The following is a 23576-nucleotide window of genomic DNA, read 5'->3' as shown; positions in this document are numbered from 1 at the left end:
AGTTCTTCTGATAGCGCTTCCTTTTGGAAATAGTTGTTGGAACAGAAATGATCTGACATTTACAACCCGATCACCTGTTTGTCATGCACCAGCTTAACTGTGATACAATAACCATATTAAATTGGGCGTAAGAAGGTGATTGTGTGATTTATATCGGTTTAACCGGATGGGGAGATCATCCGGATGTGTATGATGAGCATTCATCAAAGCAGGATAAGCTGAAGGATTATGCAGGTCATTTTCCAATTGTTGAGCTGGATGCATCTTTTTATGCGGTTCAGCCGGAACGGAATATGAAAAAGTGGGTAGCTGAAACGCCTGACTCATTCAAGTTTATTGTAAAAGCTTATCAGGGGATGACCGGACATCAGCGGGGAGATATTCCTTTTGATTCTAGGGAGGACATGTTTAAAGCATTTCGCCTGTCACTCACTTCTTTTATAGAAGCGGATAAGCTTGGTGTGGTATTGCTGCAGTATCCACCGTGGTTTGACTGCCAGAAGCAGAATGTCGATTACATAAGATATTGCAAGCAGCAGCTTGAAGGGCTTCCGCTTGCAATTGAATTCAGAAATCAGACCTGGTTTTCAGATGAGTTCCGCGACAGGACGCTTCAGTTTTTAAAGGATGAAGAGCTGATTCACAGTGTCTGCGATGAGCCGCAGGCAGGTGAAGGGTCAATTCCGCTGATTGCTGAAAGCACGCATAAAGGGGTCACGGTTTTCAGACTGCACGGCAGGAATGTAGCCGGCTGGACGAAGAAAGGCAACGAAAACAGCTGGCGGGAAGTTCGCTATCTTTATGATTATAATGGAGCAGAGCTTAAAGATCTTGTGCCGATTCTTCAAAAGCTGGACCGGGCGTCCGATAAAGTGTATGTACTCTTTAATAATAATTCAGGCGGCCATGCAGCAGCCAATGCGAAAACAATGATCGGTCTTCTGGGACTGGATTATGGAGGTCTTGCCCCTAGACAGCTCGACTTATTTTAGATTGGGATGAAGAATAAATGGAATGGTTTTTACTGCCTTTAATCGGGCTTGCGGCGGGTGCAATCGGCTCGCTGATCGGACTTGGAGGCGGTGTGATAGTTGTACCTGCGCTGCTCTTTTTTGGACCGGCACTCATGTGGATCGATGGCATAACGCCGCAGACCGCTGTCGGGATTTCTTTAGTTGTGATGATTTTTACAGGATTATCATCGACACTTGCGTATTTAAAAACGAAAACCGTTGATGTAAAAAGCGGACTGATCTTTTTTGCAGGAAGCGGTCCCGGTGCAGTTGCAGGGTCCTATGCGAATCAGTATCTGACATTAGGATCGTTTCATTTGTATTTTGGACTGTTTATGATCTTTTTATCTTTTATATTGCTGATCCGCAACAAAATCAGGCCAATTGAAAAGTTCAAGTCGGCTTCCTACCAGCGGCATTTTACAGATCCGCAGGGCGTACAATGGAAATACGGCTTTCCGCCGGTTGCAGGGGTTATTGCAGCATTTGCAGTCGGATTTGCATCAGGATTATTTGGTATCGGTGGCGGATCCGTTATGGTGCCGATTATGATCATTGCATTTTTATTCCCGCCTCATGTAGCAGTGGGAACATCGATGCTAATGGTATTTCTTTCGGCAATACTCGGCTCTGCTTCACATATTGCGCTTGGCAATGTGGACTGGCTTTATGTGGCACTGCTTGCGCCAGGCGCGTGGTTTGGTGCAAAGCTTGGTGCCTGGATGAACCAGAAGCTTCAGTCAGACAAGCTGGTATTTGTGCTTAGAATCATACTCGTACTGATCGGCATCAGATCGATTATCGAGGGATTAGGTTAATTGGATTTGAGAGGTGATGAATCGTGAAAGAAAGAATTACAATTTTTCATACAAATGATTTACATAGTCATTTTGAGAATTGGCCCCGCATTCATCAGTTCCTGGAGCAGGAGCGAAATATGCTCAAACAGGACGGGGAGGATGTATTTCTATTTGATATAGGGGATCACGCTGACCGCTCTCATCCATTAACTGAGGGGTCAGCGGGTAAGCGGAATGTTGATCTGCTGAATGAAGCCCATTATGATGCGGTCACAATTGGAAACAATGAAGGCATTACGTTCTCATATGAAGAACTGAATGAACTGTATCAGCACGCAGACTTTGAAGTCATCCTGGCGAACCTTTTTACGACAGAAGGGAATCGACCGGACTGGGCATGTCCTTATCTCATCAAGACAACCAAAAGTGGAATAAAAATCGGAATCACGGCTGTAACAGCTGAATACCCCGTTTTTTATGAAAAGCTCGGATGGCATATTACGTCTGCAAAAGACGAGCTGAAGGCGCAGGTCAGGGCGATGAAGGATAAAGTGGATATTGTGATTCTGCTATCACACCTTGGAATCAGAGAGGATGAGTGGGTGGCAGAGGAGTGCCCTGATATTGACGTGATCATGGGCGGCCACACACACCATGTGCTCGAAAACGGCAGGCTGCATAATCAGGTGCTGTTAGCTGCCGCAGGGAAATACGGAATGTATACTGGAAAAGTGGAAATTGAGTTTGATCATGTCAGCAGAGAAGTATCAGGCAAAACGGCTACACTATATGAAACAAGTGAGCTTCCTGAAGCGGAAGACCTGAATGAAACGTGGCTTGAAGAAGGCAAGGAGCTATTATCAAATGAAATTACAGTGCTCGATCAGCCGATTCTGCATAACCCGCTCCAGGCTGCATCACCATTATCAAATTTACTGGCTGAAGCCATTCTTGACTGGTGTAATGCGGATTTGTCAATCGTGACAGGAGGACTGCTGCTTCATCCGCTTGAAGCGGGTCCGGTTACAGAATACGACCTTCATAAAATCCTGCCCCACCCGATCAACCCGTGCCTTGTTGAACTGACCGGGAGTGAACTGAAAGAAGTCATCAGGGAGTCGCGCCACCAGAACTGGCCGACAACTGTGATCAGAGGGCTTGGGTTCAGAGGAACGATCCTCGGAGAGTTTATTTATAAAGGGCTGGAAGAGAAGGATCATCAGTTTTACATAGATGGGGAAGCTGTCCGTGCAGATCAGGTGTACAAAATTGCAACGGTTGATATGTTTACGTTCGGGTTCTTTTTCCCGGGAATGCAGCGTGCAAAAAAACAGTATTTCATGCCTGAATTTTTGCGTGATATTTTAAAAGACAAGCTGAGCAATACAGCCCGTTAAAAATAGAAACAGATAGAGAAGGGTGATCAGTCAATGAGGTTAATATCCACAAAGGTTCTAAAGGCAGGCATGGTGCTGGGACATACAATCTATAACGTAAATGAAAAGCCATTACTTCAGGCGGGTGTGATGCTGACAGATGGAATGATTGCACGGCTGCGTCTTTTAAAAGTGCAGTACGTCTACATTGCAGATGAGCAGTCAAAAGGAATTGAAGTAAAAGAAAGTGTACCGATTTTTGTCAGACAGGAATCAATCAGGGAAATCAGACAGGCTTTCTCATCGATTGAAGGCTGCAAGCAAAAAAACATGGCAGATATGCTTGAAAGCAAGGCATCAAAAATTCAGCATATCCTGAAAAACATTATGAGTGAAATGGATGCAAATCAGGACCTCCTGATGATTTTATCAGATACTTATCTATATGATTCATACATTTTTGACCATTCTTATAATGTTACGCTTTATACACTTGCAATCGGAAAAGAGCTGAAGCTTCCGGTTAAGCAGCTTGAGCAGCTGGGACTTGGAGCTATGCTGCATGATATCGGGAAGACAATGGTTGATGAATCCGTCTTAATGAAGGAAGGCCCTCTCACGCAGGAGGAATTTGAAGAAATTAAAATGCATACGGTGCATGGCTTTGAAGTGCTGAAAAACCTTCACAATGTCTCATTACTGACTGCTCACTGTGCTTTTCAGCATCATGAACGGTTAAACGGCTCGGGTTATCCAAGAGGAATAACCGCTGAGGATATTCATCCGTATGCAAAAATTCTTGCGGTTGCAGATGTGTTTGATGCCTGTACCTCTAACCGGGTATACCGGGAGAAAATGCTGCCTGCTGATGCAGTGGAGACTTTGCTCGCAGGCTCCGGCACATTATTTGATCCGACAGTCATTCAGGCTTTTCAAAAAGGAATCGCTATTTATCCGAACGGGCTGACAGTTCAGCTGAGTGATGGACGTAAAGGAATTGTGGCAAGACAGAATAAAGCTGTTTCAATGAGGCCGGTCATCAGGGTTGTTGAAGAAAATGGCGCTATTGTCCCTGCTACTTATGAAATTGATCTGGCCACCCACTTAGACTGTACAATCGCTCAGACTGATATTGCATTCGTAACTGAATAATTCTTTGTAAAAAACCCTCCCTGGGCGCATACACTGCGTTATAGGAGGGCTTTTTTATGCGCAGAAAAAGAATAATGATCAAGCCGCTCACAGCTCGTTCTGTCTGGCTGCTGTCTTTACTGCTGTTTCTATTGATGACAGTCATCGGACTTGCCGTGATTAACACAGGTGTGAAGCCGACACTGATGATCTATGCAGAGTCGCAGACAAAAAAGATCGGTGCACTCGTTATTAGTAAAGCAGTCAACAGAGAAATCGCAAACGTCATGGATATTAACGAAATCATTGAAAATGTACCGACTGATTCAGCTGAAATGGTTACAACAAAGTTTAATACAGAAATCATCAACAGAGTACTCGCAGAAACAACCGAACTTGTACAGGAGCAGCTGAGGGCAATTGAAAGAGGAGATACGAGTATATTAAAATCACTGACTGAGCTGGATCTTGAAGTGGAGGATGCAGGGAATCTTGAGGGGATTGTCTATACAGTGCCACTTGGTCAGGCAACCGGAAATGCACTGCTCGGGAACCTGGGCCCCAAAGTGCCGATCCGCTTTCATGCAGTAGGAAATGTGACATCAAACATAAAATCCAATATTACAGAGTTCGGCATAAATAACGCTTTTGTAGAAATCAACATCCATCTTGTCGTTAAAGTACAGATCATTGTGCCGTTTGCGACAGAGGAAACGACAATCGAACAGGACATTCCGGTTGCGATGGGGCTCATTCAGGGACAGGTACCTGAAATTTACAATGTCGGAGATGGCATGTCTCCTTCATTAGAAGTCCCGATTCCAACAAATTAATCTTGAATTGAAGAGAGTCGCTTGTTATAATAGTTCAGTAAAATGAATAATCACCACATCATAATCCGATGGGGTAGAGGAGCAGGATTTAAGAGTAATCTGTGTGAGGATGACAACTGCGATCACAGATGAAAGGGAATCACTGCCGAAATGGTAATAATCAGTCAGGATTTTATCATTGGGGTTATCTTTAATAAGGATAACACTCTCTTTCCGCAGCATTTTTTGCGGGTTGAGGAGCTACAGATCGTGATGGAGCATAACATTACTAATGACAAGGGTAATGGTAGAGTCCTCTATCATTGCCCTTTTTTGCGTTTTTTTACGATTATGCCTCACTGCCCTATCATACAAATAAAGGAGGGAATATTATGGAAGGAACATGGTTATCACTTTTACCACCTATCGTTGCAATTGCGATGGTTTTACTTACAAGACGCGTACTGCTTTCACTTGGAGCAGGTATCGTCACAGCAGCACTCTTAATTACAAGCTTTGGACCGGTTGCAACGCTTGAGACACTTTGGATGTCATTTAGCGGCGTATTCTGGGAGTACGGTTCAGATGGAGAGCCTGGTGGACTGAACTTATGGAATATTTTCATTATGCTATTCCTGATTATTCTTGGCGTTATCACAGCGTTCATTAATGTATCCGGAGGCGCAAGAGCATTCGGTGAATGGGCAATGAGGCGTGTGAAAACACGTGCTGGTGCCCAGGTTGTAACAGCGTGCCTTGGTATTATTATTTTTATTGATGACTATTTTAACAGTCTTGCAGTCGGACAGGTTGCGCGTCCATTGACTGACCGCCACCGCGTATCCCGCGCTAAGCTTGCTTATCTGATTGACTCAACTGCAGCACCGATCTGTGTGGTGTCACCGGTATCAAGCTGGGGCGCATATATTATCGCAGTCATCGGTGGAATTCTTGCTACACATTCAATTACTGAATACACAGCGTTTTCAGCGTTTATGCAGATGGTACCGATGAATCTTTATGTATGGGCAACACTTGGGATTGTCTTCATCGTTGCACTGCGCGGTGTTGACTTTGGTCAAATGAGAATTCATGAAAATCGTGCAATTGAAACCGGGGAAGTGTATGATCCGAAAAAGGATATTCCGGGTGAATTAAAAAATGATCTGCCTACATCAAAGCATGGTACGGTTGGAGATCTGATCTTTCCAATTATCGCGCTTGTTATCGGTACAGTGGCTTCGATGATGTGGACAGGCGCTCAGGCTTATACAGCTGACACAGGGGAATCTGCAACGATTCTTCAGATGTTTGAATACACAGACGTTGCGAAATCACTTGTATATGGTGCACTTGTAGGACTTGCAGTTGCCATTGCATTCTTTATCAGACAGATTGGCCGTTCTGAGAAAATCGGTGGAGCTGAATTCTTCCTTGCACTTAAAGAAGGTGTAAAATCAATGCTTCCGGCAATTTATATTCTTGTGTTTGCATGGATGATTGTTGGATTAATCGGAGATCTTGGGACTGGAGAATACCTTGCAGGCATCGTGGAATCATCCAACCTGCCTCTTGGCTGGCTGCCAGTTCTGTTATTCCTTGTAGCAGGCGTCATGGCATTTTCTACAGGAACGTCATGGGGATCATTCGGTATCCTGCTTCCAATCGCAGGGGAAATCGCAGCAAGCACAGATATTTCACTGCTTCTTCCATCTCTTGCAGCAGTACTCGCAGGAGCAGTATTCGGTGACCACTGTTCACCAATTTCTGATACAACGATCCTTTCTTCAACAGGAGCGGGAAGCAATCATATCGATCACGTAGCAACGCAGATTCCTTATGCAATAACAGGAGCTGCAATTGCATCAGCCGGATATATTCTTCTTGGATTCTCAGGAAGTACATTACTTTCAATCGGTCTTGTCATTGTACTGCTGGTGTTATTTGCAGTCATCATGGGCAGGAATCCTGAGAAAGCGAGAACCGTTTCAGCTAAAGAAGGACTGGAATAATGATGAAAAGCGCCTGAGTAGTAACTGCTGCTCAGGCGCTTTTTTGTAAGGACTATTGTATGACTGGAAAAATGTATGAATTATATAAAGCGTGAAAAATCTTGCACACTATAAAATTAAACCCTGATATGTAAGGGTTTAATTTTTTGTATAGATTATATCAATATAGTTTTGGAATTTTTCAAAATAGTACTTTTACATTTAGGAAGCAAGTGCTATACTGATTTTAGATTATGTGAAATAATCTGAATATATAAAAACTTCCACATATTCAGGAAGAATTTACAGGGGGGTAATTAGATGAATCGTCAACAGTGGGGATCGCGTGCCGGATTTATTCTTGCAGCAGTTGGTTCCGCAGTCGGACTCGGGAACATCTGGCGTTTTCCGTATGTCGCTTATGAAAACGGTGGAGGAGCATTCTTTATTCCATATTTATTTGCACTCTTAACAGCAGGTATTCCAATTCTTATCATGGAATTCACCATCGGTCATAAGTACAGAGGATCGGCGCCTTTGTCATTCTTCCGCATGAGCGGTAAAAAAGCAGAGTGGCTTGGCTGGTGGGCAGTGTTTGTAGCATTTGTCATCTCCACCTATTATGCTGTCATTATTGCCTGGGCAATGAGGTATACAATTTTCTCATTCGGGCAGGCGTGGGGAGAAGACACAGAAGGGTTTTTATTCACAGAATTTTTACAGCTGGACGTAGCGCCTGGGGAGACAGGTGGCATTGTGTGGGGTGTATTTATTCCACTTGTGCTGGTATGGGCTATTACACTTGGAATTCTTGTTGCAGGTGTTAAGAAAGGGATTGAATATGCAAACCGTATTTTCATCCCGACACTTGTTATTTTGTTCCTGATTATTGTAATCCGGGCAGTAACACTTGAAGGTGCAGCACTTGGACTAACTGCTTTCTTCGAGCCGAATTTTGAAAACATATTGGATCCGTCAGTCTGGGTTGCAGCTTACGGTCATATTTTCTTCAGTTTATCAATTGCATTTGCAATCATGATTACTTATTCAAGTTACCTTCCGAAGAAATCGGATATTACTAACAACGCATTTATCACAGGTTTTGCAAACTCAGGTTTCGAGCTTTTAGCTGGTATCGGGGTATTCGCAGCGCTTGGATTTATGGCGACACAGCTTGAAGTACCTGTGTCAGAAGTAGCATCAGCAGGTGTAGGTCTTGCCTTTGTGGTGTTCCCGCAGATTATTAATCAGCTGCCGGGACTTAATGGCATTTTTGGCGCATTGTTCTTCCTGTCGCTGACGCTTGCAGGTCTAACTTCACTGATGTCTATCACTGAGACATATGTGGCAGGTCTGACTGAAAAGCTTGGTATTTCACGTAACAAGGCCGTTCTTTTCGGAGGCGGACTTGCGGCACTAATCTCAATTCTGTTTGCTACTCAGGGCGGACTGTTCTTCCTTGACGCAGCAGATTACTACATTAACCAGTTTGGTGTAGCGGCAATCGGACTTGTTGAAGTCGTTATGATCGCCTGGATTCTGCGTAAAACAGGTGTTCTTCAGACACATGCTAACCTGACATCAGATATTCACCTTGGCGGATGGTGGAAAGCATGCCTTGGCATTGTTACGCCAATCGTACTTGGTTACATGTTGTTCGGTCTGATCACACAAAATATTCTTCAGCAGTTCGATAATGATACCGGGAACTATGAAGGATATACAAATGAGTTCGCACTGATAATGTTCCTTGCTTCAGCAGGTGCAGCTTTTGTGATTGGTATCATTATTTCGTTCATTAAATGGAGCCGTTCAACACCAGTTGAGCTTCCGGATAAGGACTAAGGGAGGGATTCACAATGACAGCCAGTGCAATAGTGATGATGGTAATTGGGATCGTTCTTTTATGGGGCGGACTTGCTGCAAGTATTACGCACGCAGTAAGAAAATCCAAGAATAAAACAGTTTAATAAGAAGGCTGCCTGTGCTTACAGTACAGGCAGCTTTTTTGATGTATATTCCGGTGCCAGGTCATACTCATTCATGACAGACGGAAGCAAGTCAACTGCCGGAGAAACTTCAGGGGGTTCGGGTTCTTTTGTACATCCGCTGACAACTAAGATCAAAAGGGCAGCGAGAATAAGCTTCATAAAAAACAACACTCCTTTTCGCAAGTTTGTCCGTTTTGAATGGTATTCATGCATAGAAAAAAGTGTGTGGTCATGTATAATAGGAAGTAGTTCACAAAGCAGGAGTGAGAATCTGATGATTACAATGCACAATCAACAATATGAAATCATAGAAGAATTTAGAGAAGGCTATAATGAAGAAGCTTTTGAGGCAAGATACAGTGAGATTCTGCATAAGTATGATTACATTGTAGGTGACTGGGGATATGGTCAATTAAGGCTGAAGGGTTTTTTTGAGGATACGAACCAGAAGGCATCTTTTGATACAAAAATTTCTACGGTGAAGGATTATTTGTATGAGCACTGTAATTTCGGGTGCCCTTATTTTATTGTGAAGAAGGTTGCCGGGGCTAAAAAGTAAGAATGTATGGTGTGATTAACCGTTTCGCTGCGCTTCAGGCGGACGCTTTCCGGACGGTTGTTGCTGAGCCTCCTCACCTTCGGTTGCGGGGTCTCGGCTTCCCTCTAATCGTCCCGGAGTCGCCGCCCTTCGCTTCGCTGCACTAATTGTTCAATAAAAAAATTTTTTATCACCATCATCTGTTTTGAAGGAAAAGGAGTATGTCTCAGTTAACAGAGAGACATACTCCTTTTCGTAGTTCGGTTGCTTAGTTGTTAGTTAAGGCTTATGTGACCCGGGATCGAGTCTTGGGATGTCTTCGTGATCACCTTTGTTTTCATAGTTAAACGCGCTGTAGTAACGCTGCCCTTCTTGCCATGGGCCTGACTTGTTTCTGACCAGCGTGTATTTTCCTCTGGGGGAGCCGTATGGACCTTCAGGGAGAGTTTCAGGTATCAGGTATTCCTTTTGTACTTCAACGTTTGAAAAATCACTATAGCGTTCCATGAGACTGCTCCTTTTTGATTTAGTATGAGCAGTCAGACTTCAGTTGATTCACAAGATGACTTCGTTTAAGAATTCTCTCAGTTCTGAGGCATCCTGGTTTGACAGCTTGAATGCATGTTCAATGTAGCCTTCTTCTTCAAGGTCATCCTGCCCGATGATGGCAAATCGGCTTCCCTGAATATCCATCACCATTGCTTTACCGAAATAACGGTCAGAATACATGATCGCCAGGTCGAAGCGCTGATGCTCCCCCATAAAGCTGACAAATCTCGTTTTTGTTTCCTCTGTATCATCATAAAGAAAAAATCTCTCACTCATCATTAACATCCTCCTTACGCTATCACAATTATAACGATTAACACACGTCATGCCAAAAAATCTGAAGGCTTATGGTACACTAAAAGCAGACATTTTGATGGAGTGTGAAGAGATGTACTTCGTGGACAGAGAAACAATTGAAAAGACATTAATGTTTATGGAGGAGCAGCTGAGCTTTTTAAATGAACATGGCACATGGCAATCTAAAATCGAACAGCTGGCGCTTGAACGCAGCCTGCATACCATTATAGAATCAATTATTGATGTAGGTAATTCAATGATTGATGGTTTTATTATGCGTGATCCCGGCAGTTATGAAGATATTATAGACATTTTAGAGGATGAAAAAGTGATCGGGAAAGAGATGCATGCTGATCTGGTTCAAGTTGTAAAACTCAGAAAGCACCTTGTGCAGGAGTTTACTGAGGTCAATCACCAGATGTGCATTGATACCTTTTCATCAGCAGAAGGTGCGCTGAAAGCATTTGCACCTGCAGTAAGAACCTATCTTGAAGATGAGCTGGGCCCGGTCTCAGCATTCAGACGGTAAGGAATAGAGAGGACGTACAGTATGAAAGCTTATAAAGGTTATTTAATTGATTTAGATGGAACGATGTATCGAGGAACTGAGCCGATTCCTGAAGCGGTTGAGTTTGTTAAAAAGCTGAAGGCAAAAGGTATTCCGTATTTATTTGTGACAAACAATTCCTCAAAAACGCAGGAGCAGGTAGCTGCACACCTGAAAAACTTTGATGTCCCTGCAGAACCAGAGCAGGTATTTACGACATCTCTTGCAACAGCAGCAGTGATTTCCCGCGAAATGCCTGAAGCTTCTGCATATGTGATTGGAGGCGACGGAATCCATCAGGCTCTGACTGAAAAAGGAATTACGATTAAAGATGAAAACCCGGATTATGTGATTGTCGGTCTTGACCGTGAGATTACATATGAAAAACTTGCACTTGGCTGCTTGGCTGTCAGAAACGGAGCGAAATTCATTTCCACAAACGGTGATATTGCGATTCCAACTGAGCGTGGACTGCTGCCGGGAAATGGTTCCCTGACGTCAGTTATTACCGTCTCCACACAGACACAGCCGCTGTTTATCGGCAAACCTGAAGCAGTCATTATGGAGCAGGCATTAAACGTGCTTGGACTGTCGAAAGAGGACGTTGTGATGGTTGGGGATAACTACGATACAGATATCAAGGCAGGGTTTAACACAGGAATGGATACGTTAATGGTGCATACTGGTGTGTCACCAAAGAGCCTGCTTGCTGAAAAAGAGCTGCAGCCGACTTATTCAATTAATTCTTTGGCTGAGTGGGAGATTTAAAGTTAGCTCTTAGAACGCTGTCCCTTTCCGTGGAGGACTACGCTTTCCTGCCGCCTGACGGTGGGGTCGGGGTCTCACCTGTTCTTTCCTGGGACGGGAGTCTTCGTCCTCCACTATAAGGGACAGCTGAGACGTACATATTAAGTTTTTATCACTTTCAAAAGGGGTTGTTAGTCATGTCTAAAATATTCATTACACGTAAAATAGATGATGCTGTAATTGATGAACTTAGAAAGAGTTTTGATGTGGAAGTGTGGGATTCTGAGGATCAGGCGGTACCGAGAGACGTATTATTAAAGCAGGCAAAGGAAAGTCATGCACTGTTTACAATGCTGTCTGATCAGATTGATAAAGAACTGTTATCTGACGCACCTCATTTGAAAGTGGTTGCGAATATGGCTGTTGGGTATGACAACATTGATGTTCAGGCTGCAGAAAAGGCTGGAATTATTGTGACCAATACGCCGGATGTTTTAACGGATACAACGGCTGATCTTGCCTTTTCACTGATACTTGCAACAGCAAGAAGAATTCCTGAGGCGGCAGGTTATATTAAAGAAGGAAACTGGACGTCATGGTCTCCGTATTTACTTGCCGGTCGTGATGTTCATCATAAAACGCTTGGCATTATTGGCATGGGGAAAATCGGACAGGCTGTCGCAAAACGTGCAGCCGGGTTTGATATGAATATCCTGTATCATACAAGAAGCAGAAAAACTGAAGCTGAAGAGCAGTTCGGCGCGCAATATAAAAGCTTAAGCGACCTTCTTGAAAAATCTGATTTTGTGTTAGTGCTTGCACCATTAACTGAAGAAACGCGTGGAATGATCGGAGCTGAGCAGCTCCGTTCAATGAAGGACTCAGCGATTTTCATTAATGTCGGAAGAGGTCCTGTAGTAGATGAGAAAGCGCTGATTGATGCGCTTAAAAATGGTGAGATCGCAGGAGCAGGTCTTGATGTATTTGAAAAGGAACCGATCTCAAAAGACCATCCACTGCTTTCGATGAAAAATGTTGTGGCAGTACCGCACATTGGCAGTGCCTCAACGGAGACCCGATTTATTATGATGAAGCTGGCTGCTGATAATATCAAAGCAGTATTGAATGGTGAAAAGCCATTAACGAAAGTATCAGTATGATTCTCATTTAATTAAAAAATTTCTCAATAAAAAATCCTCTTGCTGTCTTCAGCAAGAGGATGATGTAAATTAAAATACCTGTTCAACTTCCACTACGCCTGGTACTTCTTCAAGCAGTGCGCGTTCGATACCTGCTTTAAGTGTAATCGTTGAACTTGGGCATGTACCGCATGCGCCAAGAAGTCTTAATTTTACGATTCCATCTTCAACGTCAACGAGTTCGCAGTCTCCGCCGTCACGAAGAAGGAATGGACGAAGTTTATCAAGTACTTCCTGAACTGAATCTTTCATTTCTACTTCTGTCATTCGAATCGACTCCCTTCCTGTGTTCTATTATAATGAGTATAGCGAAAAAAATCCATCCATGTTATTTGAAATTATTATTGTTTACTCATTTTCTGAATGAGTCTTCAGTAACCGCTGTCACTTTCCGTGGAGGGCTGCGCTTTCCTGCCCCCGGGCGGTGAGCTTCCTCAGGCTGCGCCTTGCGGGATCTCACCAGCCCTTCCCCGGGGCGGGAGTCTCCGCCCTCCCCTCCAAGTGCCAGCTCTATGTAGAATAATTGATGGGGTATCTCATTTTATTAAGATGCATAATGTGTTATGCACAGCTGAGGATTGTAGCGGAAGGGGGCGACTCCGGGACGATTAGTTGGAAGCTGAGACCCCACAGGCGCAGCCGAGGAGGCTTAGCAACAACCGTCCGGAAAGCGTCCCCCTGAAGTGGAGATCCTCAGCCAACCTAAAAAAGATTTAATATTGAAGGGGGTTGTTTAATATGTCAAATGAAGCTGTGACGATTACGGTGTATGGGGCGGAGACGATTTGTGCGAGTTGTGTGGGGGCGCCTTCTTCAAAGGAGACGTATGAATGGCTGGAAGCGGCGATTGGCCGTAAGTTTCCGGATCGTACGTTTGTAATGGATTATGTGGATATTAATACTAAACAGGAAGATCCTAAAAAGGCTGCGTTTGTGGAACGTGTGTGGGAAGAGGATCTATTTTATCCGGTTGTGCTGGTAGAAGATGAGATCGTCGGGGAAGGCAACCCGCGTTTAAAAGCTGTATATAAAGAGCTTGAAAAGTACGGTTTTCAGACTGCAAAATAAATTAAAAGCGTCCTGGAGTGATTACTCGCTTCCGGACGCTTTTTCATATCTTTCATCACAACGAAATCAGGGTTATGATAATCGTAATCTTCAGGGACTTCTACAAGATTATAGCGCTCTTGAAATGGAAGTAATGACATAGCTGTTTCACCGCCTGAAAAAGATTTTCTTCAGTATAAACGATGTTGTTAAAAATCTATATTTTAGAAATTTTTAAATGTGTTAAAAAAAGTGCTGATTCGCTCAGCACTTTTTGTTTAACCATTATGGTACTTATACATCCAAAGTACACCTGACTTCATCAGTCGTGCAATTCTGCCTGTTACGGTACGGTCTGCAAGGTAGGCGAAGCCCTGCTTTTTACCGAGTGAGCCCATAAAGCCTTTCAGTTTAATTTTAGGCATCTGCTCCGGCAATTCTTCGTTTTTCCAGCGTGCTAAGAGTACTTTCACGATCTGCTCGGCCTGTTCCTCTGCAAGCTGGGCGCTTGGTGCGAATGGCAGACTTGCGCAGTCACCGACCACGTAGACGTGCTCGTTATCCGGCAGGTTATGATACTGTGAGATGACAACGCGGTTTGAAGAATCCTTTTCACCAGGCAGGTCACGTACGACTTTGACGGGCTGAATGCCTGCTGTCCATACGCATACGTCAACCGGAATCTTTTCTTCATGGTTATACAGCATCGTAGGTTCGACTTTAGTGATGTTCGAATTGCTGACAACTTCAACATTGTTGGCATCAAACCACTTTTGTACGTAGTTACTCAGGCGCTGAGGGAAGGCAGGAAGAATACGCTCACCGCGATCAAAAAGCTTAATCTTAAGGTCTTCACGGCTTTCACGCAGTTCACTTGCAAGCTCAATCCCGCTCAGACCGGCTCCAACTACCCCGACAACTGATCCGGATGGAAGGTTTGACAAGCGTTCATAGGTCGCTCTTGAGCGCTGAATCGACTGGATGCTGTAAGTGTGCTCATCAGCACCGGGAACGTTATGATATTTATCCTCACAGCCGAGACCGACAACCAGGTCATCGTAAGGAACTTCAGTGTTATCTTCAAGAATGACACGGCTCTGTTCAGTATCAATTTTTGCGACTGAGCCGTACTTCACTTCCAGACGCTCATGTTCAGGAAAGCTTACACGGACTTCCTGATCAGAAGCTGTACCTGCTGCAAGCGCATAATATTCTGTTTTCAGACAGTGATAAGGAGTACGGTCGATTAATGTAATTTTTACGTCTTCAGGCAGCTTATCCGGCAGCAGTCGCAGTAAGACGCGCATATTGCCGTAGCCTCCACCTAATAATACTAAGTGTTTCATGGATAGCCCTCTCTTTACAGTAAGCATATTGGTAGGTAAGCACTTTCAATATGATCATACATACACAATGTGTTTGATCATTACGTTTACATTCATTAAAAAGTATATCGGAATAAAGGTCTTAGTACAATCATATTAAGAGATTTCTTTCACAAACTTGTCATGAATAAGAGCAGGATCATTGACGAACTTTCTGGAAGACGTTACATTTGAAGTTAGTATGAGGTGATAAAAATGAAACCAATTATAGAGTTTTGTATTAGTAATATAGCAAGTGGATCACAGGAGGCATTTGAAACGCTTGAGCGCGACCCGAACCTTGATGTGATTGAATACGGATGTACGAGCCACTGCGGGATTTGTGCAGCAGCGATGTTTGCAATTGTGAACGGGGAGCTTGTAGAGGCAGATACGCCAAAAGAGCTTGTGGAAGCTGTCTATGAGTTTCTTGAAGAAAATCCAATGTTCTAAACCCAGAAAAGAAGCTGACCTGGATCAGCTTCTTTTTAATGTGCGTTCTTCCCTGAACATCTGCCATCTTTCTTTTGCCATATGAACCATTTTCCTGTCAGTCGAGCTGTGCTGTCTTTCGATGATTTTTGAGAAATGCCTTGTTGCCTCGTCATCCTCGCCAAGACGCAGCGAAAGCTCTGCAATCAGATATAGTACGCGCTCTGTCGTGATTTGGGAGCCTTGATAATCTTCTTTCGAATAGGCCTCTTTATAAGCTTCCACTGCAAGTCGCTGAAATCGCTGCTCCTGCTCAGCATCCTGTCCACGAAACAGCCAGGAAAGCCTTAGATAAAGCCCTGCGAGTGTAATACTCTTTTCACGCTTCATCACAGCAATATAAATGGCAAGCTTATATGCTTTAATTGCGTCGTCAATGGACCGCTCACCGGAAAAATCAAGGTGCTGCCAATGCTTAGATATTTTTTCTTCGATTTCTTCCTTTCCACCCGGTGGAAAATAAGGGACGAAATCATCAGTGAAAGAATAGCCGCAATCCAGACAGACATGTACATGGTACAGGTTCGGGTTTAAAGAAGCATCTTCATAAATAGGCATCAAATCTGTGCTATGTTCTTTTGCACGGACAAAACGTCCTCTGATTTTTGTTGTTTTAAATGAATGATTGCAGAGACTGCAGGTCATGTTTTTCTGATAGAGAGGGGTCAATTCCATTTGAAACGCCTCCAAATAGTTCAATATACTCTAAAAATCATTGTTCATGCTTATACTATACCCTAAAAATAGGTCTTTTAGAACATATTATTTAAAATATCTGATCTGATGGTGATCATACAGGAGATGGAGACTTTATAATGAAATAACTCGATTTCAATTGGTTGAGTGCAGCGGGATTTAGCGATATACTAAAATCAGTTAAAAACGTTGGAGGTGCTGAAATGGCAAATGTAATTAAATTATCAGAAGCTGCAGCGCTTCAGGTAAAAGATATGATGAAGCAGGCTGAAGAAGAAAATGCATATCTTCGCGTTGCAATTAAAGGCGGCGGATGCAGTGGTCTATCTTACGGGATGGGCTTTGAGCACGAACTTGGCGAGACTGATCAGATCGAAGAACACCACGGGATTCAGGTGCTACTGAAGAAAGAAGACGCTGATATTTTGAATGGAACTGAAATTGATTATAAGCAGTCACTAATGGGTGGCGGTTTTACAATTGAAAATCCGAATGCAATCGCATCATGTGGATGTGGATCTTCATTCAGAACAGCTACAAAAGCTGGTACACCTGAAAATTGTTAATACTAAAAATCGCCGGCATCATCGCCGGCGATTTTTTAAATGCTTTTTAACGCGTCTTTAATTGGCTGATCTCCATTAATCATTTCAATTGTTTTATAATGAAGGTTCGTACAGAGAATTGATTCAACAAGCACCATTGCAACATCCTCACGGGTAATTTCACCTTCGCGATGCTTCATTTCCTCAGATACATCAATCTTACCTGTGGCTTCTTCATCTGTTAACGCGCCTGGACGCACGATTGTATAGTTCAGTCCGCTTTGTTTTAAATGAACGTCTGCATCGTGCTTCGCCTGGAGGTAGTGGTGGAATGTTTCACTGTCCCCGGCAATTGACGGGTCATCAGCACCCATTGAGCTCAGCATAATAAACCGTTCAATGCCTTTTTCCTTCGCAAAATCAATTGCTTTAATGGCTCCATCCCGGTCTACAGATGTTGTCTTATCCATTCCTGTGTCAGGGCCTGAGCCTGCAGCAAAAATAACTGCATTTACATCTTCAAATGCGTATTTAAATGCCTGTTCAAGGTCAGCAATAATTGGTCTTGCCCCGAGATCCTCCATTTCCTTGGACTGCTCGGATTTCCGGATCATTGCTCTGACAATGTGCTGCTCATTATCAGCAAGCTTTTTCACTGTCATTCGTCCCGTCGTTCCATTTGCGCCAATTACGAGTACATGCATGGTATCACTCTCCAAAAATTAGTTGATACTCTTATCATACCCGGGCTGACTTTTGCTAAACGAATGATCAGCTGAACATTGACGTACTGTGCATTGGCTGCACACGTGCTTTTGGATCGATTGAAGCTTTCGCATTATTCACAGCAGTCGGTGCTTCACCGAACCCTGAAGCGATCAGCTTTACTTTTCCATCGTACGTACACACATCACCAGCTGCATATATACCTGGAATATTCGTTTCCATCCGTGAATTCACAACGATCGAGTTTTTCTCAATATCAAGCGTCCATTCTTTAATCGGGCCAAGAGATGAGACAAAACCGTAATTCACAATTAAATGATCAAAGTTCAATCCTGTTGTTTCCTCTGACTTTGCCTTTTGAAGCGTCAGTGATTGAATATTATCGTTCATTGTCTGGTAGGCAACAGGTACGTAAGGTGTCATCACATTTACTGATGACTGCTTCAGCTGTTCAACACTTGCTTCATGTGCGCGGAAAGTATCGCGTCTATGCACAAGTGTGACTGATTTGGCAACCGGTTCAAGCATCAGTGCCCAGTCAACCGCTGAATCTCCGCCGCCTAACAGCACAACATCCTGATCCTTAAAGTTTGAAAGATCTTCTATAAAGTAGTGAAGATTTTTCTCTTCAAAATCATTCAGTCCATCAAGATTCAACTTTCTCGGCTGGAATGCTCCGTTTCCTGCAGTGATGATGATTGTTCTAGTATAATGAACTTCCTCCGGTGTAGTCAGTACGAAAACGCCATCCTCACGCTTTTCAACGTGTGTGACTTCCTGACCGAGACGGATTTCAGTATCAAATCGTGACATTTGAGCGGTTAAATTATCAACCAGCTCCTGTGCTTTTACTTTCGGAAAACCTGCTACGTCATATATATATTTGTCAGGATATAAAGCAGTCAGCTGTCCGCCAAGATGGGGCAGGCTTTCAATCAGCTTTACACTTCCCTGGCGCATACCACCGTAAAAAGCTGTGAATAACCCGACTGGACCGCCGCCTATCACTGTAATATCATAAATTGAAGTATCTTCTTTCATCCTGCAATCCCTCCACAAAAACCTGATTTGCATGTAGTGTAACACACGACGGGGCTCTGTAACCTTTTCTGAGGTTCCACAAGTACATTTTTCAGACTTTAGGATGAAACCGATTTTTCAGATTTTAGCATAAAACCTTGAAATAAGAAGAAAAAAAGAATATGATGGTTTAAGATAAAGAATCAATAGAAGAAGTATGATGTTCATTCACGTGAACAATTTCACAATCTTTTATGATGGCTGGCGTTGCTGCCTTAAAAGCAGCGTAATCTCATATTAAAAAGGTGGAAGTGATCCAATTGAAAAGACCAACAGTGGTTGTTTTAGGTGCAGGGTACGGTGGATTATCCGTAATTACGAAACTTCAGAAGCTTGTGAACGCAGATGATGCAGATATTATTCTTGTGAACAAGAATGATTACCATTATGAATCAACATGGCTTCATGAAGCAGCAGCAGGTACAATGTCTCCTGACGCAGTGCGCTTTGATATCGGCGGCGTTATTGACAAAGGAAAAGTAAACTTCGTACAGGCAACAGTTGAAAATATTGATACTACAGCGCAGAAGGTGATTACAGATCGTTCTGAAATCAGCTATGACTACCTGGTAGTCGGACTTGGTTTCGAAGGTGAAACATTCGGAATCCCTGGCTTAAAAGAGCACGCTTTCTCAATTGCTAACGTAAAAGCTGCACGCCAGATCCGTGACCACATCGAATATCAATTCGCAACATACAGCCTTGAAGAAGTGAAAGATCCTTCAAGACTGACAATTATCGTTGGTGGCGCAGGCTTCACAGGAATCGAATTCCTTGGAGAACTTGCTGACCGACTTCCTGAACTTTGCGAGGAATATGATGTAGATCCTAAAGCAGTTCGTATTCTTTGTGTTGAAGCTGCACCAATGGTTCTTCCAGGATTTGATGAAGAGCTTGTTGAATACGCAGTAAACTACCTTAAGAGTAAAGGAATCGAATTCTCAATCGGAACACCTCTGACAGAAGCAACACCAGAGGGCGTTAAGATTAAAAAAGGTGAAGATGTATTCGAAGAAATTCCTGCTAAAACTGTTGTATGGGCTGCCGGCGTTCGCGGTAACTCAATCATCGAAAAAGCAGGCTTTGACAACATGCGTGCCCGTATCAAAGTTGATCCGGACCTTCGCGCACCTGGACACAACAACGTATTCATCGTTGGAGACTGCGCATTAATGATCAATGCTCAGACAGAACGTCCATACCCGCCAACTGCACAGATCGCAATGCAGCAAGGTGCACACACTGCACACAACCTGGTAGCACTGTTCAAGGGTGAAGAGCTTGAGCCATTCACACCTGATCTTAAAGGTACCGTCTGCTCACTTGGTGAAAACGAAGCAATCGGTGAAGTATTCGGTCGCAAGATTACAGGTAAAAAAGCTGCAATGATGAAAAAAGTCATCGATAACCGTGCACTATATATCCTCGGTGGTCCTGGACTTGTATTCAAAAAAGGTAAGCTGAACATGTTTTAATAAAAAGAGCGGCTGCGGCTGCTCTTTTTTCTACATATATAAGGGGTGTCAACATGAAAAGGGGAAAAGTCTGGCTAGGCGCTGCAGGTGTCATTGAAAACAGTAAAGGCGAATGGCTCGTCGTCAAGAAAAAGTACGGCGGCTTAAAAGGAAAATGGTCCATCCCTGCCGGATTTGTGGAAGAAGGGGAAACTGCAGACCAGGCAGCAGTGAGAGAAGTAAAAGAAGAAACGGGCATGACAGCAGAAGTGATCAGAGTAGCAGGATTTAGGAGCGGCGTGCTCAAAGATACGATTAGCGATAATATGATTATTTTTGTGATGAAGGCAATGGATGAATCTGAAGCGCTGCAGATCCCGGAAGATGAAATTGAAGAGGCGGCCTGGATTGACAAAAGAGAACTGAGGGACCATCCGGATGTATCTTCTATGATTCCAGTGATGATTGATCATGAAGAAGCAGCGACTCTGGAGATTAATCGTCATGCAAATCCGGGTGATCAGTTTGGTTATACAAAGTATCATTTGTTTTTTTGATTGTAACTGTGTTCTTTAGATGAGATAGTTAATTAACCCACCTTCAGCGGGTCCCCCTCGAAAAGAGATCGGGGATACAAAAGCCAATTGTGAACAAATTGCAAAATTTACCCACAGTTCTAAATTTTCTGATAATTAAAGAAAACGGAAGAAATGGGCTTATGTATTCGCTTTCATGCCTTTTTTTCACCAAATATGCCGCTTTTCAGCTTTAAAGCGTCCGTGCTATAGTACTCTCAATACATCAGAAGAGAGGGTGCTTCACATGAAGAAACAAACAAATTGCAGCTATTGTGCTGGTAAAGGATATTTTCAATTAAGACTAGGTGGATCAGAAACTTGCCCTAATTGTGGAGGGGAAGGTAAAAAATAAATGATACAACCGGGTGCAGCAGATGCATCCGGTTTTTTTATTTTTGGATTTTGACATGCATGATTAACGGGGGAAGTAAGACAACTAAACGGCGAAAAGCTGCCTCATACGCAGTAATTGCTACAAGTTCCCGCGTGTACCGCTACAAGTTTAGGTTAGATTACTACATGCCAGCCAGAAACAGCGTCAAGCACCCCACACATAGCCAAAACCTCAACTTTGTGTCATCAAAATGAACGTTCATACAGGAGCATTGCACTGGATTCTCAAGTGATGTACACTGTTCTAGTGAACATGGAGGTGTATCATTTGGCTTCGTTTGGATTGGCTGAACTTTTAATTTCGATGATGCTGTTTCTGATCTTATTTTTTGGAATCGGCTTTCTATTAAATATGCTTTTACGTATGACATGGATCATGGCAGTAATTTATCCGGTCATTACGATTTTGATTGTCGATGAGGTCAGATTCATCGAATATTTTCGTGAACCGGGAGAATCTTTTTCAGCACTCGGAACCCGATTTGTTTCGCTGGCACCAGCGGATATCTTAATTTTATCAAGCGGTATGGCAGGCGCGATCATTGCAGGACTTGTAATGATATGGCTCCGTAAGCAGGGTTACCGAATGTTCTAAAGCTCCCCGGATAACGTGGAGCTTTTTTAGTTGTCAGGCAATTCAAAGGATTAGGTCTATCGTCTTAAATGATTATTCTTTGTGATATAGGGAATATGTAATTTTGGAAGGAGTAGATGTAATGTCTAAATTAGTAAAAGTATCTGCAGGGATTATTCTTGCAGGGCTTGCTTCGTTATTTTTCACGCAGGAAAACAAAGCAGCAGTAGAAGGATGGTCGATTGCACTGCCATCTGAAGAAATGGTGCCGGTTGTTGAAGATATGAGAATGTTACAGGACAGGGAGCTGTCTTTAACATCCAAAACCTTATCAAGTGAGGATACAGCTTTTAAGCTAATTGCTTCGAAAGTGAAGGGGAATAAAGAGAAAGCTGTACCGAGACACGTAGTAGACAACCCATCCAAAACCGTTACTGCAACAGGCTATACTGCCGGAATCGAATCAACCGGTAAAGAGCCTGGTGATGAGCTTTATGGGATTACATTTTCAGGTATTGAGGTAAAAAGAGACCTTTACTCAACGATCGCAGCCGACCCAAAAGTATTTCCAATCGGCACAGTGATGTTTATCCCTGGTTATGGTTATGGAGTAGTAGCTGATACGGGAAGTGCAATTAAAGGAAATATCATTGATCTGTACTTTGATACAGTAGATGAAGTATTTAACGAATGGGGCAAGCAAAAGGTTGAAGTTTACGTGCTGAAAGAAGGCGACGGAACACTGACTGAAGAAGAGTTTGCTGCAATGAATAACCAATAACAAAAAAGTGTCACGCTCAATGCAGCGTGACACTTTTTAAATTCTTAATTCCTCCGGCAAATCGATCCCTTTATACAGCTCCGGATGCAAAATCTTCCCCAGTTTAATTAAACCCTCGAGCAGCCGTGGAGATGGACGGCAGTAGAGTGCTTCTTCAAGCACATGTACATGTCCATTTTTAATGGCATCCATTTCAGTCCAGTACGGCCGTTTATGTAAGATAGCAGGGTTTACTTTTCTCGGCTGAACACCAACCCAGGCCATACAGATCACGTCCGGATTTCTTTTATAGACATCTGCCCAGTCGGTCTGGATACTTGCCAGCTCCACTGATTCGTACAGGTTCACCCCGCCTGCAAGACGGCTGATTTCTGTCAGCCAGTTCACGCCGCCTGGAGTAAAGACCGGTTTTGGCCACCATTCCCAGTAAAGTGATGGAGGAGTTTCGATTTTTGAAGCAGCTTTTTTACAATCATTAATCACAGCTTTGAATGCCTTTGCTACTTTCTCAGCACGGTCAGGAATCGCTGCTGCGTGACCGAGCGTGTGCAGATCCTGGGCAATATCATCAAGTGACTGCGGATTAAAGCATATGTGATGAAGGCCTCTTATATCGAGTTTTTCAATATTCTTCTCCATACCGGGCACGCTTAGTGAAGACAGGATCAGGTCCGGTTTTAATGCTTCCACTTTATCTATATCGATCGACAGGTCCGGCCCAAGCTGTTCAAGCTCTTTTACTTCTCCAGGCCAGTCTGAAAAATCATCAACCCCGACGATCGATTCTGTCAGCCCTAGATAAGCAGCCAGTTCTGTGTTGCTGGGACAAAGCGACACGATTCTCATTATTTACCC

29 protein-coding genes, 1 pseudogene and 1 riboswitch are annotated in these 23576 nt (G+C 43.4%); of the genes and pseudogenes, 20 read left to right on the top strand and 10 right to left on the bottom strand.

Features of this window, described 5'->3' with window-relative positions:
- Positions 1–143: 143 nt before the first annotated feature.
- The 8 genes from LG330_RS13425 to LG330_RS13390 all read left to right on the top strand — a co-directional run bounded on the left by LG330_RS13425 (position 144) and on the right by LG330_RS13390 (position 9093).
- Positions 144–992 carry a DUF72 domain-containing protein gene (locus LG330_RS13425; protein WP_404404611.1) on the top strand — a complete coding sequence of 283 codons (849 nt, stop codon included), beginning with the start codon at positions 144–146 and terminating at the stop codon, positions 990–992.
- A 17-nt stretch (positions 993–1009) separates the two neighbouring features.
- Positions 1010–1831: a sulfite exporter TauE/SafE family protein gene (locus LG330_RS13420; RefSeq protein ID WP_404404609.1), complete on the top strand. Its 822-nt coding sequence runs from the start codon at positions 1010–1012 to the stop codon at positions 1829–1831.
- Positions 1832–1854: 23 nt separating this feature from the next.
- Complete coding sequence (locus tag LG330_RS13415; protein WP_404404607.1) at positions 1855–3210, top strand: bifunctional metallophosphatase/5'-nucleotidase; 1356 nt, start codon at positions 1855–1857, stop codon at positions 3208–3210.
- 33 nt (positions 3211–3243) lie between these two features.
- Positions 3244–4341, top strand: coding sequence for an HD-GYP domain-containing protein (locus LG330_RS13410; RefSeq protein WP_404404605.1), 1098 nt, complete (start codon positions 3244–3246; stop codon positions 4339–4341).
- Between the two features lie 56 nt (positions 4342–4397).
- On the top strand, positions 4398–5153 hold the full coding sequence (gene yunB / locus LG330_RS13405; RefSeq protein ID WP_404404603.1) for a sporulation protein YunB: 756 nt from the start codon (positions 4398–4400) through the stop codon (positions 5151–5153).
- Positions 5154–5219: 66 nt separating this feature from the next.
- Positions 5220–5404, top strand: a riboswitch (Lysine riboswitch).
- Positions 5405–5524: 120 nt separating this feature from the next.
- Positions 5525–7144, top strand: coding sequence for a Na+/H+ antiporter NhaC family protein (locus LG330_RS13400; protein WP_404404601.1), 1620 nt, complete (start codon positions 5525–5527; stop codon positions 7142–7144).
- A gap of 300 nt (positions 7145–7444) precedes the next feature.
- Positions 7445–8968 carry a sodium-dependent transporter gene (locus LG330_RS13395; protein ID WP_404404599.1) on the top strand — a complete coding sequence of 508 codons (1524 nt, stop codon included), beginning with the start codon at positions 7445–7447 and terminating at the stop codon, positions 8966–8968.
- A gap of 14 nt (positions 8969–8982) precedes the next feature.
- Positions 8983–9093 (top strand): methionine/alanine import family NSS transporter small subunit, encoded by a 111-nt coding sequence (locus LG330_RS13390; RefSeq protein WP_404404597.1) that lies wholly within the window; start codon positions 8983–8985, stop codon positions 9091–9093.
- 18 nt (positions 9094–9111) lie between these two features.
- Here LG330_RS13390 and LG330_RS13385 read toward each other — a convergent pair whose 3' ends face one another.
- On the bottom strand, positions 9112–9273 hold the full coding sequence (locus LG330_RS13385; protein ID WP_404404595.1) for a hypothetical protein: 162 nt from the start codon (positions 9271–9273) through the stop codon (positions 9112–9114).
- A gap of 115 nt (positions 9274–9388) precedes the next feature.
- Here LG330_RS13385 and LG330_RS13380 point away from each other — a divergent pair, with 115 nt between their 5' ends.
- Positions 9389–9673: a YutD family protein gene (locus tag LG330_RS13380; RefSeq protein WP_404404593.1), complete on the top strand. Its 285-nt coding sequence runs from the start codon at positions 9389–9391 to the stop codon at positions 9671–9673.
- 258 nt (positions 9674–9931) lie between these two features.
- On the opposite strand, the gene LG330_RS13375 is transcribed toward LG330_RS13380, so the two are convergent.
- Both LG330_RS13375 and LG330_RS13370 read right to left on the bottom strand, forming a co-directional pair.
- Positions 9932–10159: a cytosolic protein gene (locus LG330_RS13375; RefSeq protein WP_404404591.1), complete on the bottom strand. Its 228-nt coding sequence runs from the start codon at positions 10157–10159 to the stop codon at positions 9932–9934.
- A 48-nt stretch (positions 10160–10207) separates the two neighbouring features.
- Complete coding sequence (locus LG330_RS13370) at positions 10208–10477, bottom strand: DUF3055 domain-containing protein (RefSeq protein ID WP_404404589.1); 270 nt, start codon at positions 10475–10477, stop codon at positions 10208–10210.
- A gap of 112 nt (positions 10478–10589) precedes the next feature.
- On the opposite strand from LG330_RS13370, the gene LG330_RS13365 reads away from it, so the two are divergent.
- From LG330_RS13365 to LG330_RS13355, 3 genes are all read left to right on the top strand, one after another.
- Positions 10590–11027 (top strand): DUF86 domain-containing protein, encoded by a 438-nt coding sequence (locus tag LG330_RS13365; protein WP_404404587.1) that lies wholly within the window; start codon positions 10590–10592, stop codon positions 11025–11027.
- Between the two features lie 21 nt (positions 11028–11048).
- The gene (locus tag LG330_RS13360) at positions 11049–11813 is read left to right on the top strand and encodes a TIGR01457 family HAD-type hydrolase (RefSeq protein ID WP_404404585.1); all 765 of its coding nucleotides are present in this window, start codon (positions 11049–11051) and stop codon (positions 11811–11813) included.
- A gap of 176 nt (positions 11814–11989) precedes the next feature.
- Positions 11990–12952: a 2-hydroxyacid dehydrogenase gene (locus LG330_RS13355; protein WP_404404583.1), complete on the top strand. Its 963-nt coding sequence runs from the start codon at positions 11990–11992 to the stop codon at positions 12950–12952.
- 69 nt (positions 12953–13021) lie between these two features.
- On the opposite strand, the pseudogene LG330_RS13350 reads toward LG330_RS13355, so the two are convergent.
- Positions 13022–13314 (bottom strand): annotated as a pseudogene (locus LG330_RS13350) (NifU family protein).
- A 415-nt stretch (positions 13315–13729) separates the two neighbouring features.
- Between LG330_RS13350 and LG330_RS13345 the strand changes: the two are divergent.
- Positions 13730–14059, top strand: coding sequence for a YuzD family protein (locus LG330_RS13345; RefSeq protein ID WP_404404581.1), 330 nt, complete (start codon positions 13730–13732; stop codon positions 14057–14059).
- Here LG330_RS13345 and LG330_RS13340 read toward each other — a convergent pair.
- Both LG330_RS13340 and LG330_RS13335 read right to left on the bottom strand, forming a co-directional pair.
- Positions 14044–14199, bottom strand: coding sequence for a hypothetical protein (locus tag LG330_RS13340; RefSeq protein ID WP_404404579.1), 156 nt, complete (start codon positions 14197–14199; stop codon positions 14044–14046). The genes LG330_RS13345 and LG330_RS13340 overlap by 16 nt on opposite strands.
- 117 nt (positions 14200–14316) lie before the next feature.
- Positions 14317–15384, bottom strand: a complete 1068-nt coding sequence (locus tag LG330_RS13335; protein ID WP_404404577.1) for an NAD(P)/FAD-dependent oxidoreductase — start codon at positions 15382–15384, stop codon at positions 14317–14319.
- Between the two features lie 234 nt (positions 15385–15618).
- On the opposite strand from LG330_RS13335, the gene LG330_RS13330 reads away from it, so the two are divergent.
- Entirely contained in the window at positions 15619–15855 is a 237-nt protein-coding gene (locus LG330_RS13330) for a YuzB family protein (protein WP_404404575.1), read from the top strand.
- 24 nt (positions 15856–15879) lie between these two features.
- Here LG330_RS13330 and LG330_RS13325 read toward each other — a convergent pair whose 3' ends face one another.
- Positions 15880–16569, bottom strand: a complete 690-nt coding sequence (locus LG330_RS13325; protein ID WP_404404573.1) for a DUF2225 domain-containing protein — start codon at positions 16567–16569, stop codon at positions 15880–15882.
- Between the two features lie 224 nt (positions 16570–16793).
- Here LG330_RS13325 and LG330_RS13320 point away from each other — a divergent pair, with 224 nt between their 5' ends.
- On the top strand, positions 16794–17156 hold the full coding sequence (locus tag LG330_RS13320; RefSeq protein WP_039810705.1) for an iron-sulfur cluster assembly accessory protein: 363 nt from the start codon (positions 16794–16796) through the stop codon (positions 17154–17156).
- Positions 17157–17191: 35 nt separating this feature from the next.
- Here the strand turns inward: LG330_RS13320 and LG330_RS13315 are convergent, their stop codons facing one another.
- Positions 17192–17839: an SDR family oxidoreductase gene (locus LG330_RS13315; RefSeq protein ID WP_404404571.1), complete on the bottom strand. Its 648-nt coding sequence runs from the start codon at positions 17837–17839 to the stop codon at positions 17192–17194.
- Positions 17840–17906: 67 nt separating this feature from the next.
- Positions 17907–18902, bottom strand: coding sequence for an NAD(P)/FAD-dependent oxidoreductase (locus LG330_RS13310; protein WP_404404569.1), 996 nt, complete (start codon positions 18900–18902; stop codon positions 17907–17909).
- Positions 18903–19201: 299 nt separating this feature from the next.
- Between LG330_RS13310 and LG330_RS13305 the strand changes: the two genes are divergently transcribed.
- From LG330_RS13305 to LG330_RS13285, 5 genes are all read left to right on the top strand, one after another.
- Positions 19202–20416, top strand: a complete 1215-nt coding sequence (locus LG330_RS13305; RefSeq protein WP_404404567.1) for an NAD(P)/FAD-dependent oxidoreductase — start codon at positions 19202–19204, stop codon at positions 20414–20416.
- 53 nt (positions 20417–20469) lie between these two features.
- Positions 20470–20952, top strand: coding sequence for an NUDIX domain-containing protein (locus tag LG330_RS13300; protein WP_404404565.1), 483 nt, complete (start codon positions 20470–20472; stop codon positions 20950–20952).
- A 265-nt stretch (positions 20953–21217) separates the two neighbouring features.
- Complete coding sequence (locus tag LG330_RS13295; RefSeq protein ID WP_162182134.1) at positions 21218–21325, top strand: YuiA family protein; 108 nt, start codon at positions 21218–21220, stop codon at positions 21323–21325.
- Positions 21326–21670: 345 nt separating this feature from the next.
- Entirely contained in the window at positions 21671–21961 is a 291-nt protein-coding gene (locus LG330_RS13290; protein WP_236953624.1) for a YuiB family protein, read from the top strand.
- A gap of 121 nt (positions 21962–22082) precedes the next feature.
- The gene (locus LG330_RS13285) at positions 22083–22721 is read left to right on the top strand and encodes a 3D domain-containing protein (RefSeq protein WP_404404563.1); all 639 of its coding nucleotides are present in this window, start codon (positions 22083–22085) and stop codon (positions 22719–22721) included.
- Positions 22722–22757: 36 nt separating this feature from the next.
- Here LG330_RS13285 and LG330_RS13280 read toward each other — a convergent pair whose 3' ends face one another.
- Entirely contained in the window at positions 22758–23567 is an 810-nt protein-coding gene (locus LG330_RS13280; protein WP_404404561.1) for a cobalamin-binding protein, read from the bottom strand.
- Positions 23568–23576: the final 9 nt, after the last annotated feature.

The sequence above is a fragment of the Jeotgalibacillus malaysiensis genome, assembly GCF_044789845.1.
Classification (GTDB): Bacteria; Bacillota; Bacilli; order Bacillales; family Jeotgalibacillaceae; genus Jeotgalibacillus; species Jeotgalibacillus malaysiensis_A.
This window is presented reverse-complemented; position numbering and strand designations above follow the sequence as displayed.

What these genes read in the sequence shown, in the direction of transcription:
- LG330_RS13420 (WP_404404609.1), top strand. Translation starts at nt 1,010, where the DNA reads ATGGAATGGTTTTTACTGCCTTTAATCGGGCTTGCGGCGGGTGCAATC.
- LG330_RS13410 (WP_404404605.1), top strand. Translation starts at nt 3,244, where the DNA reads ATGAGGTTAATATCCACAAAGGTTCTAAAGGCAGGCATGGTGCTGGGA.
- yunB (WP_404404603.1), top strand. Translation starts at nt 4,398, where the DNA reads ATGCGCAGAAAAAGAATAATGATCAAGCCGCTCACAGCTCGTTCTGTC.
- LG330_RS13400 (WP_404404601.1), top strand. Translation starts at nt 5,525, where the DNA reads ATGGAAGGAACATGGTTATCACTTTTACCACCTATCGTTGCAATTGCG.
- LG330_RS13395 (WP_404404599.1), top strand. Translation starts at nt 7,445, where the DNA reads ATGAATCGTCAACAGTGGGGATCGCGTGCCGGATTTATTCTTGCAGCA.
- LG330_RS13390 (WP_404404597.1), top strand. Translation starts at nt 8,983, where the DNA reads ATGACAGCCAGTGCAATAGTGATGATGGTAATTGGGATCGTTCTTTTA.
- LG330_RS13385 (WP_404404595.1), bottom strand. Translation starts at nt 9,273, where the DNA reads ATGAAGCTTATTCTCGCTGCCCTTTTGATCTTAGTTGTCAGCGGATGT.
- LG330_RS13380 (WP_404404593.1), top strand. Translation starts at nt 9,389, where the DNA reads ATGATTACAATGCACAATCAACAATATGAAATCATAGAAGAATTTAGA.
- LG330_RS13375 (WP_404404591.1), bottom strand. Translation starts at nt 10,159, where the DNA reads ATGGAACGCTATAGTGATTTTTCAAACGTTGAAGTACAAAAGGAATAC.
- LG330_RS13370 (WP_404404589.1), bottom strand. Translation starts at nt 10,477, where the DNA reads ATGAGTGAGAGATTTTTTCTTTATGATGATACAGAGGAAACAAAAACG.
- LG330_RS13365 (WP_404404587.1), top strand. Translation starts at nt 10,590, where the DNA reads ATGTACTTCGTGGACAGAGAAACAATTGAAAAGACATTAATGTTTATG.
- LG330_RS13360 (WP_404404585.1), top strand. Translation starts at nt 11,049, where the DNA reads ATGAAAGCTTATAAAGGTTATTTAATTGATTTAGATGGAACGATGTAT.
- LG330_RS13355 (WP_404404583.1), top strand. Translation starts at nt 11,990, where the DNA reads ATGTCTAAAATATTCATTACACGTAAAATAGATGATGCTGTAATTGAT.
- LG330_RS13345 (WP_404404581.1), top strand. Translation starts at nt 13,730, where the DNA reads ATGTCAAATGAAGCTGTGACGATTACGGTGTATGGGGCGGAGACGATT.
- LG330_RS13340 (WP_404404579.1), bottom strand. Translation starts at nt 14,199, where the DNA reads ATGTCATTACTTCCATTTCAAGAGCGCTATAATCTTGTAGAAGTCCCT.
- LG330_RS13335 (WP_404404577.1), bottom strand. Translation starts at nt 15,384, where the DNA reads ATGAAACACTTAGTATTATTAGGTGGAGGCTACGGCAATATGCGCGTC.
- LG330_RS13330 (WP_404404575.1), top strand. Translation starts at nt 15,619, where the DNA reads ATGAAACCAATTATAGAGTTTTGTATTAGTAATATAGCAAGTGGATCA.
- LG330_RS13325 (WP_404404573.1), bottom strand. Translation starts at nt 16,569, where the DNA reads ATGGAATTGACCCCTCTCTATCAGAAAAACATGACCTGCAGTCTCTGC.
- LG330_RS13320 (WP_039810705.1), top strand. Translation starts at nt 16,794, where the DNA reads ATGGCAAATGTAATTAAATTATCAGAAGCTGCAGCGCTTCAGGTAAAA.
- LG330_RS13315 (WP_404404571.1), bottom strand. Translation starts at nt 17,839, where the DNA reads ATGCATGTACTCGTAATTGGCGCAAATGGAACGACGGGACGAATGACA.
- LG330_RS13310 (WP_404404569.1), bottom strand. Translation starts at nt 18,902, where the DNA reads ATGAAAGAAGATACTTCAATTTATGATATTACAGTGATAGGCGGCGGT.
- LG330_RS13300 (WP_404404565.1), top strand. Translation starts at nt 20,470, where the DNA reads ATGAAAAGGGGAAAAGTCTGGCTAGGCGCTGCAGGTGTCATTGAAAAC.
- LG330_RS13295 (WP_162182134.1), top strand. Translation starts at nt 21,218, where the DNA reads ATGAAGAAACAAACAAATTGCAGCTATTGTGCTGGTAAAGGATATTTT.
- LG330_RS13290 (WP_236953624.1), top strand. Translation starts at nt 21,671, where the DNA reads ATGATGCTGTTTCTGATCTTATTTTTTGGAATCGGCTTTCTATTAAAT.
- LG330_RS13285 (WP_404404563.1), top strand. Translation starts at nt 22,083, where the DNA reads ATGTCTAAATTAGTAAAAGTATCTGCAGGGATTATTCTTGCAGGGCTT.
- LG330_RS13280 (WP_404404561.1), bottom strand. Translation starts at nt 23,567, where the DNA reads ATGAGAATCGTGTCGCTTTGTCCCAGCAACACAGAACTGGCTGCTTAT.